At 56.6% G+C, this 19,216-nt stretch carries 18 protein-coding genes; 10 read left to right on the forward strand and 8 right to left on the reverse strand.

Translation table 11 applies throughout. The features are described from left to right. Nucleotides 1–98 precede the first annotated feature (98 nt). The 7 genes from speFL to kdpF all read right to left on the reverse strand — a co-directional run bounded on the left by speFL (nucleotide 99) and on the right by kdpF (nucleotide 8,266). Nucleotides 99–203 carry a leader peptide SpeFL gene (gene speFL, locus ACOTXL_RS08085; RefSeq protein ID WP_003858645.1) on the reverse strand — a complete coding sequence of 35 codons (105 nt, stop codon included), beginning with the start codon at nucleotides 201–203 and terminating at the stop codon, nucleotides 99–101. 277 nt (nucleotides 204–480) lie between these two features. After that, the gene (gene kdpE / locus ACOTXL_RS08090) at nucleotides 481–1,158 is read right to left on the reverse strand and encodes a two-component system response regulator KdpE (RefSeq protein WP_003858643.1); all 678 of its coding nucleotides are present in this window, start codon (nucleotides 1,156–1,158) and stop codon (nucleotides 481–483) included. Beyond that, complete coding sequence (gene kdpD, locus ACOTXL_RS08095; RefSeq protein WP_003858642.1) at nucleotides 1,155–3,842, reverse strand: two-component system sensor histidine kinase KdpD; 2,688 nt, start codon at nucleotides 3,840–3,842, stop codon at nucleotides 1,155–1,157. The genes kdpE and kdpD overlap by 4 nt, the downstream gene beginning before the upstream one ends. Next, nucleotides 3,843–4,418 carry a potassium-transporting ATPase subunit KdpC gene (gene kdpC / locus ACOTXL_RS08100; RefSeq protein ID WP_045350546.1) on the reverse strand — a complete coding sequence of 192 codons (576 nt, stop codon included), beginning with the start codon at nucleotides 4,416–4,418 and terminating at the stop codon, nucleotides 3,843–3,845. It lies immediately after the preceding gene. A gap of 12 nt (nucleotides 4,419–4,430) precedes the next feature. After that, entirely contained in the window at nucleotides 4,431–6,479 is a 2,049-nt protein-coding gene (gene kdpB, locus ACOTXL_RS08105; protein ID WP_045350545.1) for a potassium-transporting ATPase subunit KdpB, read from the reverse strand. A gap of 18 nt (nucleotides 6,480–6,497) precedes the next feature. Next, on the reverse strand, nucleotides 6,498–8,177 hold the full coding sequence (gene kdpA / locus ACOTXL_RS08110; protein WP_045350544.1) for a potassium-transporting ATPase subunit KdpA: 1,680 nt from the start codon (nucleotides 8,175–8,177) through the stop codon (nucleotides 6,498–6,500). Then, complete coding sequence (gene kdpF, locus ACOTXL_RS08115; RefSeq protein WP_003858638.1) at nucleotides 8,177–8,266, reverse strand: K(+)-transporting ATPase subunit F; 90 nt, start codon at nucleotides 8,264–8,266, stop codon at nucleotides 8,177–8,179. Before kdpF ends, kdpA begins: the two co-directional genes overlap by 1 nt. Before the next feature lie 310 nt (nucleotides 8,267–8,576). Between kdpF and ACOTXL_RS08120 the strand changes: the two genes are divergently transcribed. The 7 genes from ACOTXL_RS08120 to nei all read left to right on the forward strand — a co-directional run bounded on the left by ACOTXL_RS08120 (nucleotide 8,577) and on the right by nei (nucleotide 14,682). After that, nucleotides 8,577–8,783, forward strand: a complete 207-nt coding sequence (locus ACOTXL_RS08120; protein WP_003858637.1) for a YbfA family protein — start codon at nucleotides 8,577–8,579, stop codon at nucleotides 8,781–8,783. Nucleotides 8,784–9,381: 598 nt separating this feature from the next. Then, on the forward strand, nucleotides 9,382–10,794 hold the full coding sequence (gene phrB, locus ACOTXL_RS08125; RefSeq protein WP_045350543.1) for a deoxyribodipyrimidine photo-lyase: 1,413 nt from the start codon (nucleotides 9,382–9,384) through the stop codon (nucleotides 10,792–10,794). 10 nt (nucleotides 10,795–10,804) lie between these two features. Then, nucleotides 10,805–11,548: a type 2 GTP cyclohydrolase I gene (locus ACOTXL_RS08130; RefSeq protein ID WP_003858635.1), complete on the forward strand. Its 744-nt coding sequence runs from the start codon at nucleotides 10,805–10,807 to the stop codon at nucleotides 11,546–11,548. A gap of 14 nt (nucleotides 11,549–11,562) precedes the next feature. Beyond that, on the forward strand, nucleotides 11,563–12,219 hold the full coding sequence (gene pxpB, locus ACOTXL_RS08135) for a 5-oxoprolinase subunit PxpB (RefSeq protein WP_003858633.1): 657 nt from the start codon (nucleotides 11,563–11,565) through the stop codon (nucleotides 12,217–12,219). Further along, entirely contained in the window at nucleotides 12,213–13,145 is a 933-nt protein-coding gene (gene pxpC / locus ACOTXL_RS08140; protein ID WP_032657603.1) for a 5-oxoprolinase subunit PxpC, read from the forward strand. Before pxpB ends, pxpC begins: the two co-directional genes overlap by 7 nt. Continuing rightward, nucleotides 13,132–13,872, forward strand: a complete 741-nt coding sequence (gene pxpA, locus ACOTXL_RS08145) for a 5-oxoprolinase subunit PxpA (RefSeq protein WP_045350542.1) — start codon at nucleotides 13,132–13,134, stop codon at nucleotides 13,870–13,872. The genes pxpC and pxpA overlap by 14 nt, the downstream gene beginning before the upstream one ends. Before the next feature lie 18 nt (nucleotides 13,873–13,890). Then, nucleotides 13,891–14,682, forward strand: a complete 792-nt coding sequence (gene nei / locus ACOTXL_RS08150) for an endonuclease VIII (protein WP_032657606.1) — start codon at nucleotides 13,891–13,893, stop codon at nucleotides 14,680–14,682. An 85-nt stretch (nucleotides 14,683–14,767) separates the two neighbouring features. Here nei and ACOTXL_RS08155 read toward each other — a convergent pair whose 3' ends face one another. Further along, on the reverse strand, nucleotides 14,768–16,051 hold the full coding sequence (locus ACOTXL_RS08155) for a citrate synthase (protein WP_003858624.1): 1,284 nt from the start codon (nucleotides 16,049–16,051) through the stop codon (nucleotides 14,768–14,770). Between the two features lie 639 nt (nucleotides 16,052–16,690). Between ACOTXL_RS08155 and sdhC the strand changes: the two genes are divergently transcribed. The 3 genes from sdhC to sdhA are packed head-to-tail and all read left to right on the forward strand — an operon-like array spanning nucleotide 16,691 to nucleotide 19,202. Beyond that, on the forward strand, nucleotides 16,691–17,095 hold the full coding sequence (gene sdhC / locus ACOTXL_RS08160; RefSeq protein ID WP_026080740.1) for a succinate dehydrogenase cytochrome b556 subunit: 405 nt from the start codon (nucleotides 16,691–16,693) through the stop codon (nucleotides 17,093–17,095). Then, a complete protein-coding gene (sdhD, locus tag ACOTXL_RS08165; RefSeq protein WP_003858621.1) occupies nucleotides 17,089–17,436 on the forward strand; it encodes a succinate dehydrogenase membrane anchor subunit in 348 nt (115 codons plus the stop codon). Before sdhC ends, sdhD begins: the two co-directional genes overlap by 7 nt. Continuing rightward, on the forward strand, nucleotides 17,436–19,202 hold the full coding sequence (gene sdhA / locus ACOTXL_RS08170; RefSeq protein ID WP_003858619.1) for a succinate dehydrogenase flavoprotein subunit: 1,767 nt from the start codon (nucleotides 17,436–17,438) through the stop codon (nucleotides 19,200–19,202). The genes sdhD and sdhA overlap by 1 nt, the downstream gene beginning before the upstream one ends. The last annotated feature ends 14 nt before the right edge of the window (nucleotides 19,203–19,216 follow it).

Below are 19,216 nucleotides of genomic sequence, written 5' to 3' on the forward strand. Positions count from 1 at the left end.
TGAATCACAAGGAATGAGCGCAGGTGTTCACAGGCAACAGCCTGTAAAATAGCGTTTTTCAGGATGACCTGTAAGCAGATGCGCCAGAAGTCGAAGGACTACCGGGCGTTAAAGAGATGAAAGTCAAAACAGTTTCGGTGGGCAAACATCATGATATGTGTTGTCCGCCTTATATGGGGCATTAAACGATTATTGTTTTCCATGTTCAGTTTCCTTTCAGTAATTGAAAGCATGGTCATTTTATCCAGGGAAAAGGGATTAACTGTGAAACAGATCACCAATAACCGATCATTTCAGAAATAATTAGTCGTTTTGAGTGAATAACACAGATCAAAATGCTGTTTTGTTGGTTCGGTGTTAAATCGATGTTTTAATTGTGTTTAAAGAGGGCGAATATAGCCGTGAAAATAATCTCATCGTTATTTTCATGGCTATATTCAGGCTGGTAAGTTTTTATTTAAAATTAAAGTGAATACTTATTCAGATCATAAACCGATATCCGATACCGGTTTCTGTTAATAAATGACGAGGACGCGCGGGATCGGCTTCAAGCTTCTGGCGAAGGTGTCCCATATAAATGCGTAAATAGTGACTATGCTCGACAGCATTCGGCCCCCAGACCTGGCTTAACAGCTGTCGCTGCGTTAACACTTTACCATGGTTATTGAGCAGCACGGCCAGCAGACGAAACTCAATAGGCGTAAGGTGGATCTCTTCTTCTCCTCTTACGATGCGGCGTGCAGCAAGATCGACGCGGATATCGCCAAAGGCGTACACCGGGTCGGAAGGGGAGGTGGCACTGTGTCGACGCAGCGCCACACGAAGCCGGGCCTGTAACTCGCCAATGCCAAACGGTTTGATCAGATAATCATCCGCTCCGGCATCCAGCGCGGCGATTTTATCCGTCTCTTCGGTGCGGGCAGAGAGCACCAGAATAGGCATCTGGCTCCACTGACGCACCTCACGAATAAAATCGATGCCGTCGCCATCCGGAAGTCCCAGATCCAGGATCACCAGATCTGGCTTGCGGGTCGCGGCTTCAATCAACCCTCGTTGAAGCGTTCCGGCTTCATGAACGCGCAAACCGTCGCCTTCCAGCGCGGTACGCAGAAATCGGCTGATAGCGAGCTCATCTTCAACAATCAGAACGTTAATCACAAATCCTCTGGTAATTCATCAAGTTCTGGTGGGCTTTCCAGAGGAAGTGTAACACAAAAGCGTGCCCCACCTTCCGGGCGGTTCTCTGCGGAAATGGTGCCGCCATGCACGTCGACAATCGCCTGGCAGATCGCCAGCCCCAGCCCAACGCCAGGAATGGCGGATTCCTTATTACCGCGCGCAAATTTTTCGAATATGGCGCGCTCCTGACCGGCCGGAATACCCGGCCCGTTATCCCAGACGTCGAGCCGCAGCACACGTTTATCCACCCTGGCAGAAATCCCCAGCCGGGCCTTTGCCCCGGCGTATTTAGCGGCATTTTCCAGAAGATTAATCAGCACGCGCTCAAACAGCGGGCCATCCACATGGATTAACGTCAGGGGTTCCGGCATGTCCAGCTCAATATGGCGCCCGCCGAGACCCGGCTCCAGCATCTTCAGCGCACTGCCGACAACCTCCTCAAGGGTGAGCCACTCTTTTTTGAGGTTAAACCCGCCGGACTGAATGCGCGCCATGTCCAGCAGGTTGTTCACCAGGCGCGTGGTATTCAGCACGTGCTGGCGAATTTCGCTGGCCTGCATCGCGTGCTTTGATCCTTCCGCCGCCAGATCCAGCGTCAGAATTTCGGACTGGCCAAACAGCACGGTAAGCGGCGTGCGCAAATCGTGAGACAGCGCTGCCAGCAGCGAGTTGCGAATACTTTCGCGCTCGCTTGCCAGCCGCGCCTGCTCTTCGCTGGCGGTGAGCGCCAGCCGTTCAAGGGCGCTGGCGACCAGCAGGGTGAAGGTTTCAAGCAGGCGCTGCTGCTCGGGGATCATCAGCTGACGCAGGTTAGACGGCTCGACGATGACCAGCCCGTGATTTTTATCCGCGCTGCGCAGCGGCAGGATCTGGTAAGGCACGCCGGGCAGCGTGTCGGTGCCGGCGCCGGCAGGTAAACCCTTATCGAAACTCCAGCGGGCAATCGCTTCATCCCAGGGCGTCATCCCCGAAGGGGAGGTCAGCGGGCGAAGGCGCCCTTGTTCGTCGGGGAGCAAAATCAGGTTACTGGCATGAAAGGTCGAACGGATAAACTGCTCGCTGGTCTGCACGATATCTCGCTGCGTGCGGCCAACCGCCAGCGATTTTGACATTTCATACAGATGGCGCGTGCGCTGCTCGCGATAGCGGGCAATGCGTGCCTGGTAGCGCACGCCTGCCGTCAGATTCCCGATCACCAGCCCGACGGTAAGCATCACGGCAAAGGTCAGAATGTACTGCACGTCCGAGACAGCAAGCGTCCCGCGCGGAGCAATAAAGAAGAGATCGAAGCTGATGACGTTGATCACCGTCGCCAGCACCGACGGCCAGCGGCCATAAAAGAGCGCGACCACAACGACGCCGAGCAGATAAATCATGACCAGATTGGCGGCGTCGAAGGCGATGAGCCACTGGCTGGCAATCACCGTAATCAGGGCGCAGAGGACCACGGCCACCATGCAGCCCCGGATCTGAATGCGCCATTTATCGCCAAAGGTGCGAGCGTCCGGCGTACGGTTGGGCAGGGGGGCGGGCTTGTCATCCAGCGCGACGATGACTAAATCAAGATCCGGCGCGCGGCGGGCCAGCCTGTCGGCAAAAGATTCGCGGCTAAACCAGCGGCGGTGCTGGCGACGTCCAATGACAATCTTGCCCAGGTTGTGCTCCCGCGCGTAGCGCAGAATGGCTTTATCTTCCTGCGGATCGGAAAGGGTTGCGGTTTCGGCGCCCAGCTCCTGCGCCAGCCGCAGCGCGCTCAAAATGGCGCGGCGCTGATTTTCCGGCAGGCCATGCAGCTGCGGCGTTTCGACGTAGACCGCGTGCCAGACGCTGCCAAACTTCGCTGCAAGCCGGGCGGCGGTGCGAACCAGTTTTTCGTTGCCGCTGCCGTGACCAATGCATAACAGAATGGCGTCCCGCGTGTGCCAGACGCGCTCTTGTCCCTGTAGGTCTCGCCAGGCGCGCATCTGGTCATCAACGCGATCGGCGGTGCGGCGCAGGGCCAGCTCGCGCAGGGCAATCAGGTTTCCTTTGCGGAAAAAATGTTCGATGGCGCGTTCGGCCTGGCCGGCAATATACACTTTGCCTTCATGCAGGCGCTGGCGCAGATCGTCCGGCGGCAGGTCAACCAGTACGACTTCATCGGCAGAATCAAAAAACGGATCGGGGACGGTTTCACGCACCTGGATACCGGTTACACCGCTCACCACGTCGTTCAGGCTTTCCAGATGCTGAACATTCACCGTGGTGAAGACGTCAATGCCTGCCTCAAGCAGCTCCTCAACATCCTGCCAGCGCTTCGGATGGCGGGAGCCTGGCGCATTGCTGTGCGCCAGTTCGTCCATCAGGATCAGGGCAGGGCGGCGGGCGAGGGCGGCATCAAGATCAAACTCCGTGACCAGCCGCCCGCGATGGCTGATACGCTGGGGCGGCTGCGTCGCCAGCCCCGTCAGCAGCGCAGCCGTCTCTTTGCGACCGTGGGTTTCCACCACGCCGATGAGAATATCAAGCCCCTGCGCCCGAAGCCGCTGGGCTTCCATCAGCATGGCGAAGGTTTTCCCGACACCCGCGCAGGCGCCGAAAAAAATTTTCAGCTTGCCACGGTGGGCTTCAGCCGTCTGTTCAAGCAGCCTGTCCGGATCCGGGCGCATGGGCTCGTCGGTCATTTAGTTCTTCCTTAGCGCATCCAGCGCCAGATTCAGCTCAACAATGTTCACTACCGGCATGCCGATGAAGCTGACCAGCGGCTTTTGCGTATGTTCTGCAACCAGCTGGCTCACCTGCTCGACGGTCAGCTGACGGGCGGCGGCCACGCGTGGGATCTGCCAGACCACCGCGTCCGGCGTCAGGCTGTAATCCAGCCCGCTCGCGGAGGCGGTGACCAGCTCAACCGGCACCTTACGGCTGGCCTGCGGATTCGCAGCGCGCAGGGCGGCAACGCGTTCAGCAATGGCTTTGTCCAGGTCAGGGTTACTGCCCGCCAGATTGCTGCCGCCGGAGGCCATTGGATTATACGGGCTTTCCGCAGTGGCGGAAGGGCGTCCCTGGAAGTAGCGTGGGTCCGTAAAGTTCTGCCCAATCAGACGCGAGCCGCGGTTTTCACCGTTCTGGATAATCAGCGAGCCGTTGGCCTGATCCTGAAACCACCACTGGCCCAGCGCGGTAGTCATCAGCGGGTAAAGCCCGCCGGTAATCAGAGACAGCAGAATAAACAACAGTATAGCGGGACGTAACATCGTCATTGGATCCACCTTTTAAACCAGCCCGAACAGCGTTAGCAACATGTCGATAACCTTGATCCCAATAAAGGGCACCACCAGCCCACCCAGACCGTAAATCCACAGGTTACGGCGCAGCATGGCGGCGGCCGTCAGCGGCTTATAGCTCACCCCTTTCAGCGCCAGCGGAATAAGAAAGACAATAATCAGCGCGTTGAAGATCACCGCGCTCAGAATGGCCGAGGCCGGAGAGTGCAGGTGCATCACGTTCAGGGCATTTAGCTGCGGGTAGGTTGCCGCAAACGCCGCCGGAATGATGGCGAAATACTTCGCTACGTCGTTGGCGATACTGAACGTGGTCAGCGAGCCGCGCGTCATCAGCATCTGCTTCCCGATGTGCACCACCTCGATCAGCTTGGTCGGGTTCGAGTCGAGATCCACCATGTTGCCCGCCTCTTTTGCCGCCTGGGTACCGGAGTTCATTGCCACCGCCACGTCGGCCTGCGCCAGCGCCGGGGCGTCGTTGGTGCCGTCGCCGGTCATCGCCACCAGACGACCTTCCGCCTGATACTGGCGAATGAGCGCCAGCTTTGCTTCCGGCGTCGCTTCGGAAAGGAAATCATCCACGCCCGCTTCGGCGGCAATGGCCGCCGCAGTCAGACGGTTATCCCCGGTGATCATCACCGTTTTAATGCCCATCTTACGCATCTGGGCGAAACGCTCTTTTATACCGCCTTTAACGATATCCTTCAGAGCGATCACCCCCAGAACGCTTGCACCTTCCGCCACCACCAGCGGGGTTGCCCCCTGACGCGCCACGCTTTCCACCAGATGGTCGACTTCCGAGGGGAAGTGTCCATTATTGGCTTCAATATGACGGCGAATGGCATCAACGGACCCTTTACGGATCATCCGGTCCTGAATGTTAATGCCGCTCATGCGGGTTTGCGCCGTGAAGGGAACGAACGTGGCGTGCAGGCTTTGTACGTCGCGCTGGCGCAGGTTAAAGCGCTGCTTGGCGAGGATCACGATACTGCGGCCTTCCGGCGTTTCATCAGCCAGCGAGGAAAGCTGCGCCGCGTCAGCCAGCGTTTTTTCATCCACGCCGGGAGCAGGTAAAAAGTCAGAGGCCTGACGATTGCCCAGGGTGATGGTCCCGGTTTTATCCAGCAGCAGAACGTCTACGTCCCCCGCCGCTTCAACGGCGCGTCCGCTGGTGGCGATGACGTTCGCGCCCAGCATCCGGCTCATCCCCGCCACGCCAATCGCGGAAAGCAGGCCACCAATAGTGGTGGGGATCAGACAGACCAGCAGGGCGATCAGTACGGTGATGCTGACCGCTGTACCGCCGTAGGCGGAGAAGGGCCACAGGGTCGCCGTTGCCAGCAGGAAGACAATGGTGAGCGCCACCAGCAGAATGGTCAGGGCGATCTCGTTCGGCGTTTTACGACGCTGTGCGCCTTCCACCATGGCGATCATCCGGTCGAGAAAGGTTTCGCCCGGGTTAACGCTGCACTGGATCACCAGCCAGTCGGAAAGAATGCGCGTTCCGCCGGTAACTGAGGCGAAATCTCCGCCCGACTCACGGATCACCGGTGCGGATTCCCCGGTAATGGCGCTTTCGTCTACCGACGCGCCGCCCTCAATCACTTCCCCGTCGCAGGGGATGATGTCGCCGGCTTCCACCAGCACCACGTCACCTTTACGCAGTTCATCCGCCGGTACGTGGTCCATGTGCGAGCCGTATTTAGGTTCGCGTAATTTGCGCGCAAAGGCGGTTTTTTTGACCCCTTTCAGACTGTTGGCCTGCGCTTTACTGCGGCCTTCCGCCAGCGCTTCGGCGAAGTTGGCGAACAGCACGGTAAACCACAGCCACAGGCTGATGGCGCCGGTAAAGGTTGCATTCCCCAAAAGGTGTCCCGTTCCCATGGCAATCGCCAGTACGGTGGTGAGTAAACTTCCAGTCCAGACAATAAACATCACCGGGTTGTGCCACTGGACGCGCGGGCTCAGTTTTTTTACCGCATCCATGAGGGCCTGACGAACTAAGGTCGGTTCGAGCAGGGCCAGTTGTTTACGACTCATGACAAATTCTCCGCAAAATCAGCGTAAAGAGAGATATTCCGCAACCGGGCCTAACGCGAGGGCGGGGATAAAGGTCAGGGCACCTACCAGCAGAACGGTGCCAATCAGCAGGCCGACGAACAGCGCGCCGTGAGTCGGTAACGTACCGGTGGTGGTCGGCTGGATCTTCTTATTCACCAGTGTTCCGGCGATCGCCATGACGGGAATAATCACGCCGAAACGACCGACGAACATGCAGAACGCCAGCAGACAGTTCCAGAACGGTGAGTTGGCGCTTAACCCTGCAAAGGCGCTGCCGTTGTTGTTTGCGGCAGACGAAACGGCGTAAAGCACTTCGCTAAAGCCGTGAATGCCCGGGTTAAAGATGCCGCTGCGCCCGACGTCGGTCATCAGCGCCAGGGCGGTACCGAGCAGCACAAGGGTGGGGGTGACCAGGATTGCCAGCGCGGTTAATTTCATTTCGCGGACGTCGATTTTTTTGCCGAGATATTCCGGCGTGCGGCCGATCATCAGCCCGGCGATAAACACGGCGAGCAGAACGAACAACAGCATGCCGTACAGCCCCGAACCGACCCCACCGAAGACTACCTCGCCAATCTGCATCAGCCACATCGGGATCATGCCGCCAAGCGCGGTGAAAGAGTCATGCATGGCGTTCACCGCCCCGCAGGAGGCCGCCGTGGTGACCACCGCATAGAGACTGCTGGCAAGAATGCCGAAGCGGCTCTCTTTGCCTTCCAGGTTGATATTGCTGTTAGCCCCCAGCTGCATAAAGTGGCTGTTGCCGTACCATTCGGCCCACATCACCAGTGCTACGCAGACCACGAAGATTAACGACATGGCCCACAGCAGCGTACGGCCCTGGCGGCGATCGTTAACTACATCGCCAAAGGCGAAGCAGAGCGCGGTGGGGATCAGGAAGATTGCCAGCATCTGTACAAAATTGGTTAACGCCGTTGGGTTTTCAAACGGGTGCGATGAATTGGCGTTGAAGAAGCCGCCCCCATTGGTGCCCAGCATCTTGATTGCTTCCTGCGACGCCACCGGCCCCATTGGCAGGAGTTCCCTGGCCCCTTCAAGCGAGGTGAAAGGGGTATAAGGCAGCAGGTTTTGCAGAGTGCCTTGCTGAATAAAGAACAGGGCAATAATCAGCGCAACAGGCACCAGGATCCAAAGGGTGATGCGTGTGACATCAACCCAGGCGTTGCCGAGAGTGCTGACATTCTGACGGGCAAACGCGCGCGTCAGGGCGAAGATCACCGCGATACCGCTGGCCGCAGAAAGAAAGTTCTGCACGGTTAACCCGGCCATCTGGCTGAAGTAGCTGAGCGTGGTTTCACCGGCGTAAGACTGCCAGTTGGTGTTGGTGACAAAGCTGACCGCCGTGTTCAGCGCCAGATGCCAGGATAACCCCGGTAAATGCTGCGGGTTCAACGGCAGACTGCCCTGGAGTATTAGCAGCGTAAAGAGGGCAATAAGCCCCACGATATTCAGAAGCAGTATCGCCATCAGGTATTGGCGCCAGTTCATTTCCCGGTCGCTGATACCTGAAATGCGCCAGAGCACATTTTCAATATTTCGCGTGCCCGGCAATCGCACGTTGTTTATCAGCCGCGCCAGCGCTGTTCCCAGCGGCCTGGCGAGCACAAACAGTACCAGTAAAAAGCTGGCAATAAGCAAAAACGCCTGAGCAGCCATCAGAATGCCTCCGCATTAATCAGGGCATAAATCAGATAACCCAATAACAGGAACACCAGCACGATGCCGGCAATCAGACCTGCACTCACACTCCACCTCCGGGTGACTTTTGTTGTTGTACAAACGGTAGGATTTGTGGCGCAAAGATTTCGCAAAAATCAGAAGGGCAGGTGTAAAAAAAGTATAAAAAAGGGAAAAGCCACAATTTAACTATTGGTAAGTAAATCGTTAACTTTTTTGTAACTTAATTACAGGCATGAATGTAAATATTCACGAAATGGATGAAAATAAGTGGTCGGATGAGTAGTAAAATTACAAACAAAGCGGTATTATTTTAACCAGGTCACAGATTTCACATTTTCCGGAGACGGTTTCCGGCCAACTACAGGGGAGAAAAATATGGATCTTTATAAAGAGTTTCCGGCTCATATCATTTTCATGCGTCGCACTTTCGCCGTTGTGGCTGGCGTGCTGGCCCTGCCGGTGATGCTGTTCTGGAAAGATCGCGCACGTTTCTACAGTTACCTGCATCGCGTCTGGGCGAAAACCAGCGAGAAGCCGGTGTGGATGGATCAGGCCGAGAAAGCAACCTGCGATTTCTACTGATACGGTGTGACATCTTAGCCATAAAAAAACCGCCTACAGCAAAGTGGCGGTTTTTTTGTCCCTCGGGATTCGCGGTCCGTTGGGTAATCTTGCAGCCCCTACCCGGGATTTTTATCATACCCTTCTTTAAAAAGTTCGCAATCCACTTCACCTTTATAAATTCCTAATTTTACTGAAATAACTTACTTTTGGCGTTGGTGTTAATTATGATGCCACGTCCCTTTCCGCCATCTCGCAAATGGGCATCGGTCCTGGGAAAGGTGTATCCATAGCCGTAAAGCGGCCCGCCTACCCGGGCTTGTGTCCACCGATTTATCACCGGTGGTGATAGGTGGAGCGGTTAGCAGCAGGGACCGCATAGTGAAACGCTATTTATGCATTGCGTTCATTGTCGCCAGCGCACTCGTTGTAAAGAGTGATAAACCGGATGTGTTTATTGCCTTTACCCCGATAGTGCAGGACAAGTAGCGTTAAGGCCGCCTCGGGCGGCCTTTTTTATTTCATCCCGTCTACACTTCATGGCAAAGTAGTTCAATGCATGCCTTTTTCCTTTTACGGCATGCCCTTACGGACATAATGGACAATTGCCAGGAGTTTTATGCCCACCCATCTGGTTTGGTTTCGCGCGGATATACGCATTCACGACAACTTCGCTCTCGCGGCGGCCTGCCGCGCTAAAGACGCGAATGTGCTGGCCCTGTTTATCGCCACGCCTGAACAGTGGCGGCAGCATGACATGGCGCCCCGGCAAGCGGCACTGCTCAGCGCGTATCTGAATGACCTGCAACATTCACTGGCCGAAAAAGGCATTCCGCTGATCTATAAAGAGGCCCATGATTTTGCCGCTCAGCGTCAGACGGTGCAGGCAATCTGCCAGCAGTACGCAGTAACGCATCTTTATTACAACTATCAGTATGAATTCAACGAGCAGCAGCGGGATCGTCAGCTGGAGAAATCCCTCGCGGGCGTGGTCTGTGAAGGCTTTGATGACAGCGTGATGCTCGCGCCTGGCAGCGTAATGACCGGCAGTCACGAGATGTATAAAGTTTTCACGCCGTTTAAAAATGCCTTTATCAAACGCCTGAAAGAGGGACTACCTGAGTGCGTTACCGCCCCGTCCGTGAGAGGGGAAACGATAACGGATCTGCCGGCGATCAGGCTGAATTATCCCCAGCAGTCGTTCGATGAAACAGTGTTCCCCGCCAGCGAGAAAGCGGCTATCGCCCGGTTGCGTCAGTTCTGCGCGCAGGGGGCGGTTGAGTACGAGGCGCGTCGGGATTTTCCAGCGATTGAAGGCACCAGCCGCTTGTCGGCCTGTCTAGCGCTGGGCGCGCTCTCTCCGCGCCAGTGTTTACATCGCCTGCTGGCGGAACAGCCTCAGGCGTTAGACGGGGGGGCGGGCGCAGTGTGGCTGAACGAACTGATCTGGCGTGAGTTCTATCGCCATCTGATGACGTATCATCCTGATTTGTGTAAACATCGGCCCTTTATTCGTTGGACCGAACAGGTACAGTGGCAGTCGAATGAGAATCTGCTTAAGGCATGGCAGCATGGGCTTACCGGCTTTCCGATTGTTGATGCGGCTATGCGGCAGCTCAATGAAACCGGGTGGATGCATAACCGTCTGCGTATGATTACCGCCAGCTTCCTGGTGAAGGATCTGCTTATCGACTGGCGAACCGGAGAGCGTTATTTTATCTCTCAGCTGATCGATGGCGATCTGGCGGCGAATAACGGCGGCTGGCAGTGGGCGGCCTCCACCGGAACGGATGCGGCTCCCTATTTTCGGATCTTCAATCCGACCACGCAGGGACAACGATTTGACGCCGACGGCGAGTTTATCCGCCGCTGGCTGCCTGAGCTTAAGGATGTCCCGGCCAAAGCCATTCATGAACCCTGGGTATGGGCGGATAAACAGCGTGTTACCCTGAACTATCCCCGTCCCATTGTCGACCATAAACAGGCGCGCGTCGCCACGCTGGCGGCGTACGAAGCCGCCCGAAAAGTTTGAGAGAATGATGATGAAAAACAGTGAACTGGAACGCCTGATTAACGAAAAACTCAACACGGCTTCGTTTAGCGACTACGGCCCGAATGGCTTGCAGGTGGAGGGGCGCGAGACGGTGCAAAAAATCATCACCGGCGTGACGGCAAGCCAGGCGCTGCTGGATGAGGCGGTGCGTCAGGAAGCCGATGCGGTGATTGTCCACCACGGTTATTTCTGGAAAAACGAATCACCGATTATTCGCGGCATGAAGCGCAACCGACTCAAAACGCTGCTGGCGAATGACATCAACCTGTACGGCTATCACCTGCCGCTCGATGCGCATCCTGAGCTGGGGAACAACGTTCAGCTTGCGCAACTGCTGGGGATTACCGTGATGGGTGAAATTGAACCCCTGGTGCCGTGGGGCGAACTGTCGATGCCGGTTCCGGGTCTGGAGCTGGCCTCGTGGATCGAAGCGCGCCTGGGGCGTCGTCCGCTGTGGTGCGGCGACACCGGGCCGGATACCGTGAAGCGCGTGGCATGGTGCACCGGCGGCGGCCAGGGCTTTATTGACAGCGCGGCGCGTTTTGGTGTCGACGCCTTCATTACCGGCGAAGTCTCCGAGCAGACCATTCACTCAGCCCGTGAACAAGGCCTGCATTTTTACGCGGCGGGCCATCACGCCACCGAGCGTGGCGGCATCCGCGCCCTCAGCGAGTGGCTGACGGAAAATACCGATCTGGATGTGACGTTTATTGATATCCCTAATCCGGCCTGATGAGAGGTAGTTAAGTGCAGCGAGCGCGTTGTTATCTTCTGGGTGAAACCGCAGTGGTTCTGGAACTTGAGCCTCCGGTGACGCTTGCCACGCAAAAGCGTATCTGGCGTCTGGCTCAGCGACTGCCCGAGCTACCCGGCGTGGTTGAAGCTATTCCGGGTATGAATAATATCACCGTGGTGCTGCGTGATCCGCATACGGGGGCGCTGGATGCCATTGAGCGTCTGCAACGCTGGTGGGAGGAGAGCGAGGCGCTGGAGCCGGAATCGCGCACGATTGAGATCCCGGTTGTCTATGGCGGCAAGGGAGGCCCCGACCTTGGCGTGGTGGCCGAGCACTGTGGATTAACGGAGAAGCAGGTTGTGGAGCTGCATAGCTCAGTCGACTATGTTGTCTGGTTTTTGGGATTTCAGCCGGGTTTCCCTTATCTGGGCGGGTTATCGCCCCAGCTGCATACGCCGCGCCGGGCTGAGCCGCGCCTGAGCGTACCGGCGGGCAGCGTGGCGATTGGTGGCGAGCAAACGGGAATTTATCCGCTCGCTTCACCGGGAGGCTGGCAGCTGATTGGGCACACGTCCACGCCGTTATTCGAACCAGGCCAGGACGCGCCCATACTCCTGCGTCCGGGGGATACGCTGCGCTTTATCCCGCAGAAGGAGGGAGTATGTTAACGCTTATTCGCGCAGGGCTTTACACCTCGGTACAGGATGCCGGGCGTTTTGGGCTGCGTCAGTCGGGCGTGAGCTACTGCGGTGCGCTTGATCGTCCCTCGCTGGAGATTGCCAACCTGCTGGTAGGTAACGCAGGCAGCACGGCGGCGTTAGAAATTACGCTGGGTCAGTGCGTGATTGAGTTTGGTCAGGAAACCTGGTTTGCCTTAACCGGCGCGGGCTGTGACGCAACGCTGGACGGCAAAGCGGTGTGGACCGGCTGGCGCCTGCGGGCGAAGGCCGGGCAGCGTCTGACGCTCAAGCGTCCTCTGCACGGCGTGCGTAGCTATCTTGCGGTAGCGGGGGGGATCGACGTGCCGGAGGTGCTGGGCTCATCCAGCACCGACCAGAAAGCGGGAATGGGCGGCCATGAAGGACGGCTGCTGCGCGACGGCGATCGTCTGCGAATAAAGACCTCAACGCGCCATTTCACCACCACGCAGGGCGTGAAACAGCTGCTGTGGGGGAACGTGATCCGCGCCTTACCAGGACCGGAATACCAGGAGTTTGATGAAGCCGCGAAAGAGTCTTTCTGGCGCTCGCCGTGGAAGATCAGCCCGCAGAGTAACCGCATGGGTTACCGGCTTCAGGGACAGCCGCTGACCCGCACGACTGACCGGGAGCTGCTTTCCCATGGTCTGTTGCCGGGGGTGATTCAAGTGCCAGGCAACGGACAGCCCATCGTACTGATGAACGATGCGCAAACCACGGGAGGATATCCGCGTATTGCCTGCATTATCGATGCCGATCGCTACCATCTGGCGCAAATTCCTCTCGGTCAGCCAATTCATTTTGTGCAGTGTTCGCTGGAGGAGGCACTGAAAGCCCGGCAGGATCAGCAGCGTTATCTCGAACAGCTGGCGTGGAGGCTCGATGGTAAAGATTGATTTAAACGCCGATCTGGGAGAGGGCAGCAGCGCCGATGCGGCGCTGATGACGCTGGTCTCCTCGGTGAATATCGCCTGCGGGTTTCATGCCGGCGATGCGCAGACCATGCTGGCGAGCGTGCGCAATGCCATGAAAAACGGCGTGGCGATAGGCGCTCACCCCAGCTTTCCGGACCGGGAAAACTTTGGCCGCACGGCGATGGATCTGCCGCCTGAGACGGTTTACGCGCAAATGCTCTACCAGATCGGCGCGCTGGAGGCGATAGTGCGCGCTGAGAATGGCGTGTTGCGCCACGTCAAGCCGCACGGCATGCTCTATAACCAGGCGGCGAAAGATCCGGCGCTGGCAGATGCCATTGCCCGCGCGGTACGGGACTGCAATCCGCGTCTGATTCTGGTTGGCCTGGCGGGCAGCGAGCTTATCCGTGCCGGCGAACGGCTGGGGCTGAGCACGCGGCAGGAAGTGTTTGCCGATCGGGGATACCTGCCGGACGGCAGCCTGGTTCCGCGCACGCAGGCCGGTGCGCTGATCACCGACGAAGGTAAAGCGTTGGCGCAGACGCTGGAGATGGTGCGCTTCGGGCGAGTAACCTCAACGGAGGGTACAACGGCAAACGTTCAGGCTGATACGGTGTGCTTACACGGTGACGGCGAGCATGCGCTCCAGTTTGCGCGACGTCTGCGGGCGGCGTTCTCGGAAGAGGGCATTGTTGTCAGCGCAGAATAATCATGAAAGGACAATAACATGCCAGAAGGTCCGGAGATCCGCCGCGCGGCGGATAGCCTGGAGGCGGCGATAAAGGGCAAACCTCTGACACACGTCTGGTTTGCCTTTCCTCAACTCAAACCGTTTGAAGCGCAGCTGGTGGGACAGACGGTGACCCACATTGAAACGCGCGGCAAAGCGTTACTCACCCACTTTTCCCATAACCTGACGTTATACAGCCATAATCAGCTTTACGGCGTCTGGCGGGTGGTGGAAGCGGACGAGCAGCCGCAAACGACCCGCGTGCTGCGCGTGCGGCTACAAACGGCGGATAAGGCGATCCTGCTCTACAGCGCTTCTGATATCGAAATGTTAACGCCGGAGCAGTTGCTCACGCACCCGTTCTTACAGCGGGTTGGGCCGGACGTGCTGGATATGCGCCTGACGGCGAGCGATGTGAAGGCCCGACTGCTATCGCCCACATTCCGCAACCGGCAGTTTTCCGGGCTGTTGCTCGATCAGGCATTTCTGGCGGGGCTGGGAAACTACCTGAGGGTGGAGATCCTCTGGGAAGTCGGGCTGGCACCGCAGCACAAAGCTTCTCAGCTGAGCGATGAACAGCTGGAGGCGCTGTCCCACGCGCTGCTGGACATCCCGCGGCTGTCGTACAACACGCGCGGCATGGTGGATGAGAACAAGCATCACGGGGCGTTGTTTCGCTTCAAGGTGTTTCATCGGGCGGGTAAAAAGTGTGAGCGGTGCGGCGGGATTATCGACAGGATTATGCTCTCTTCGAGACCCTTTTACTGGTGTCCACATTGTCAAAAATAAAAAAGCCGGGTGGCGGCTACGCCTTACCCGGCCTATGTTTCGCATTTGTAGGCCCGGTAAGCGGTAGCGCCACCGGGCTTAACTTTTAGCGCTTCAGGTCAGACTTAAAATCACGCTGCTCGTAGCCGGTATACAGCTGACGAGGACGGGCGATTTTCATGCCTTCGCTGTGCATTTCGTTCCAGTGCGCAATCCAGCCCACGGTACGCGCCATGGCGAAGATCACGGTGAACATGGAAGACGGAATGCCCATCGCTTTCAGAATAATGCCAGAGTAGAAATCGACGTTCGGGTAGAGTTTCTTCTCGATGAAGTACGGGTCGTTCAGCGCGATGTGTTCCAGCTCCATCGCCACTTCCAGCAGATCATCTTTGGTGCCCAGCTCTTTCAGCACTTCGTGGCAGGTCTCACGCATGACGGTCGCGCGAGGGTCGTAGTTTTTGTAAACACGATGACCGAAGCCCATCAGACGGAAGGAGTCATTCTTGTCTTTCGCGCGGCGCACGAACTCAGGAATATGCTCAACGGAGCTGATCTCTTCCAGCATCTTCAGTGCTGCTTCGTTCGCGCCGCCGTGCGCCGGTCCCCATAGGGAGGCGATACCCGCAGCGATACAGGCGAACGGGTTCGCGCCGGAAGAGCCTGCGGTACGGACGGTAGAGGTCGAGGCGTTCTGTTCGTGGTCAGCGTGCAGGATCAGAATACGGTCCATTGCGCGTTCCAGCACCGGGTTCACTTCATACTCTTCGCACGGCGTGGAGAACATCATGCGCAGGAAGTTACCCGCGTAGGAGAGGTCGTTGCGTGGATACACAAACGGCTGACCGATAGAGTATTTGTAACACATCGCCGCCATGGTAGGCATTTTGGAGAGCAGACGGAACGCCGCAATATCACGGTGACGTGGGTTATTCACGTCCAGAGAATCGTGGTAGAACGCCGCCAGCGCACCGGTAATACCGCACATAACCGCCATCGGATGAGAGTCACGACGGAACGCATGGAACAGACGGGTAATCTGCTCATGGATCATGGTGTGACGGGTCACGGTGGTTTTAAATTCATCGTATTGAGCCTGCGTCGGTTTTTCGCCGTTCAGCAGGATGTAGCACACTTCCAGATAGTTGGATTCGGTGGCTAACTGATCGATGGGGAAGCCGCGATGGAGCAGGATACCTTCGTCACCGTCAATGTAGGTGATTTTGGATTCGCAAGATGCGGTGGAGGTGAATCCAGGGTCAAAGGTGAATACCCCTTTGGAACCCAGCGTACGGATATCAATAACATCCTGACCGAGCGTGCCTTTTAGCACATCCAGTTCAATAGCATCATCACCATTTAGGGTGAGTTTTGCCTTTGTATCAGCCATTTACGGTCTCCTTAGCGCCTTATGCTTAAGACTGCGCTTTACCGGATTTGCTTTCAGCTGTTAATCATCGTTACCAGATTGTTATTTGGCTTACCGCTCAGCTCACGAGGAGAAACCAGGGTACAGAGCTATGGCGCCTTGCAGGTAAACGAATGAAATATCAGTGAAACAACAGCAAATCAGCGTTTTTGCAGTCCGAATTATTCAAACCTGTATATCACTAATAACTGTCCTGATAACTTCGGTCAATACCATCACACTGTTACATAACTATTTGTCAGGTGAAAGAGAGACCTCATAACTTTTGCGCATTATATGCCTTTTCTGATGACGTTTGTAACAATATTGTTTAACATTTGTCAAATCAGATGATTAAAATTTAAAAAGATGTTGTTATCGTGACCCCGATCACTGTTCCAGAGAAAACCCAACAAACTGTATGTAGGTTAATTGTAATGATTTTGTGAACGGCCTATACTGCCGCCAGGTCTCCGGAACACCCTGCAATCCCGAGCCACCCAGCGTTGTAACGTGTCGTTTTAGCATTTGGAAGCAATGTTTTGCATGACGCGCAGTTATAGAAAAGGAACGCTGTCTGACCCGCATCGCAGTCCGGAGGAAGGAAACAATAAGAACAGCATGTGGGCGTTATTCATGATAAGAAATGTGAAAAAACAAAGACCTGTCAATCTGGATCTCAAAACGATCCGATTCCCTGTAACAGCAATAGCGTCCATTCTGCACCGTGTTTCTGGTGTGATTACGTTTGTGGCGGTCGGTATCTTGCTGTGGTTACTGGGAACCAGCCTCTCATCCCCTGAAGGATTCCTCCAGGCCTCAGCCATCATGAACAGCTTCTTCGTGAAATTTATCATGTGGGGCATTCTGACCGCGCTGGCCTATCACGTGGTTGGTGGCGTTCGCCATATGCTGATGGACTTTGGCTACCTGGAAGAGACGTTCGAGGCCGGTAAACGTACCGCTAACATTTCATTTGTGATCACTGTCGTGCTTTCACTTCTCGCAGGAGTTCTCGTATGGTAAGCAACGCCTCCGCATTAGGACGCAACGGCGTACATGACTTCATCCTGGTCCGTGCTACCGCCATCGTTCTCACCCTTTACATCATCTATATGATCGGTTTCTTCGCGACCAGCGGGACGCTGACGTGGGAAATCTGGAGTGGTTTCTTCGGATCGGCCTTCACCAAAGTGTTCACCCTGCTGGCCCTGTTCTCCATCCTTATTCATGCCTGGATTGGCATGTGGCAGGTGTTGACCGATTACGTTAAACCGCTGGCGATTCGCCTTCCGCTGCAACTGATTATTGTTGTTGCTCTGCTGGTTTACGTCATTTATGGATTTGTTGTGGTGTGGGGTGTGTAATGAAACTGCCAGTCAGAGAATTTGATGCTGTTGTGATTGGTGCGGGTGGCGCAGGTATGCGCGCCGCACTGCAAATTTCCCAGAGCGGCCAGACCTGTGCGCTGCTCTCTAAAGTATTCCCGACCCGTTCCCACACAGTGTCTGCGCAGGGCGGTATCACCGTTGCGCTGGGTAATTCCCATGAAGATAACTGGGAATGGCACATGTACGATACGGTAAAAGGTTCCGATTACATCGGTGACCAGGATGCCATCGAATATATGTGTAAAACCGGCCCGGAAGCGATTCTGGAGCTGGACCACATGGGTCTGCCGTTCTCCCGTCTGGAAAATGGCACCATCTATCAGCGTCCGTTTGGCGGCCAGTCGAAAAACTTCGGCGGCGAGCAGGCGGCACGTACCGCAGCGGCGGCTGACCGTACCGGCCACGCGCTGCTGCACACGTTATATCAGCAGAACCTGAAAAACCACACCACCATCTTCTCCGAGTGGTATGCGCTGGATCTGGTGAAAAACGCCGATGGCGCCGTGGTGGGTTGTACCGCCCTGTGCATCGAAACTGGTGAAGTGGTCTACTTCAAAGCCCGCGCTACGGTGCTGGCGACCGGCGGTGCAGGCCGTATTTACCAGTCCACCACCAACGCCCACATCAACACCGGTGATGGTGTCGGTATGGCTATCCGCGCGGGCGTGCCGGTGCAGGACATGGAGATGTGGCAGTTCCACCCAACCGGTATCGCCGGGGCGGGCGTACTGGTGACAGAAGGCTGCCGTGGTGAAGGTGGCTACCTGCTGAACAAACATGGCGAGCGCTTCATGGAGCGTTATGCGCCAAACGCGAAAGACCTGGCGGGCCGTGACGTGGTGGCGCGTTCCATCATGATCGAAATTCGTGAAGGCCGCGGCTGTGACGGCCCTTGGGGTCCACACGCGAAGCTGAAACTCGACCATCTGGGTAAAGAAGTGCTGGAATCCCGTCTGCCGGGCATTCTGGAGCTGTCCCGCACCTTCGCGCACGTCGACCCGGTGAAAGAGCCAATTCCGGTTATCCCAACCTGTCACTACATGATGGGCGGTATTCCGACCAAAGTGACCGGTCAGGCGCTGACCGTGAACGAGCAGGGCGAAGACGTGGTCATCCCAGGCCTGTTCGCGGTAGGCGAAATAGCCTGCGTATCCGTGCACGGCGCAAACCGTCTGGGCGGCAACTCCCTGCTGGACCTGGTGGTATTTGGTCGTGCGGTGGGGCTGCATCTCCAGGAATCTATTGCCGAGCAGGGCGCGCTGCGTGATGCGACCGACGACGAAATCGATGCCTCTCTTGAGCGCCTCAACCGCTGGAACGGCAACCGTAACGGCGAAGATCCGGTGGAAATTCGTAAAGCGCTGCAAGAGTGTATGCAGCACAACTTCTCGGTATTCCGTGAAGGTGACGCGATGGCCAAAGGGCTTGAGCAGCTGAAAGCGATTCGCGAGCGTCTGAAGAATGCCCGTCTGGACGATACCTCCAGCGAGTTCAACACCCAGCGCGTTGAGTGCCTTGAGCTGGATAACCTGATGGAAACCGCGTTCGCCACTGCGATGTCGGCAAACTTCCGTACCGAAAGCCGTGGCGCCCATAGCCGCTTCGACTTCCCGGATCGTGATGACGAAAACTGGCTGTGCCATTCCCTGTATCTGCCAGAGTCGGAAACCATGACGCGTCGTAGCGTTAATATGGAACCGAAACTGCGTCCGGCGTTCCCGCCGAAGATTCGTACTTACTAATGCGGAGACAGGAT

The organism is Enterobacter cloacae complex sp. IR5402 (assembly GCF_049238125.1).
Classification (GTDB): Bacteria; Pseudomonadota; Gammaproteobacteria; order Enterobacterales; family Enterobacteriaceae; genus Enterobacter; species Enterobacter hormaechei_C.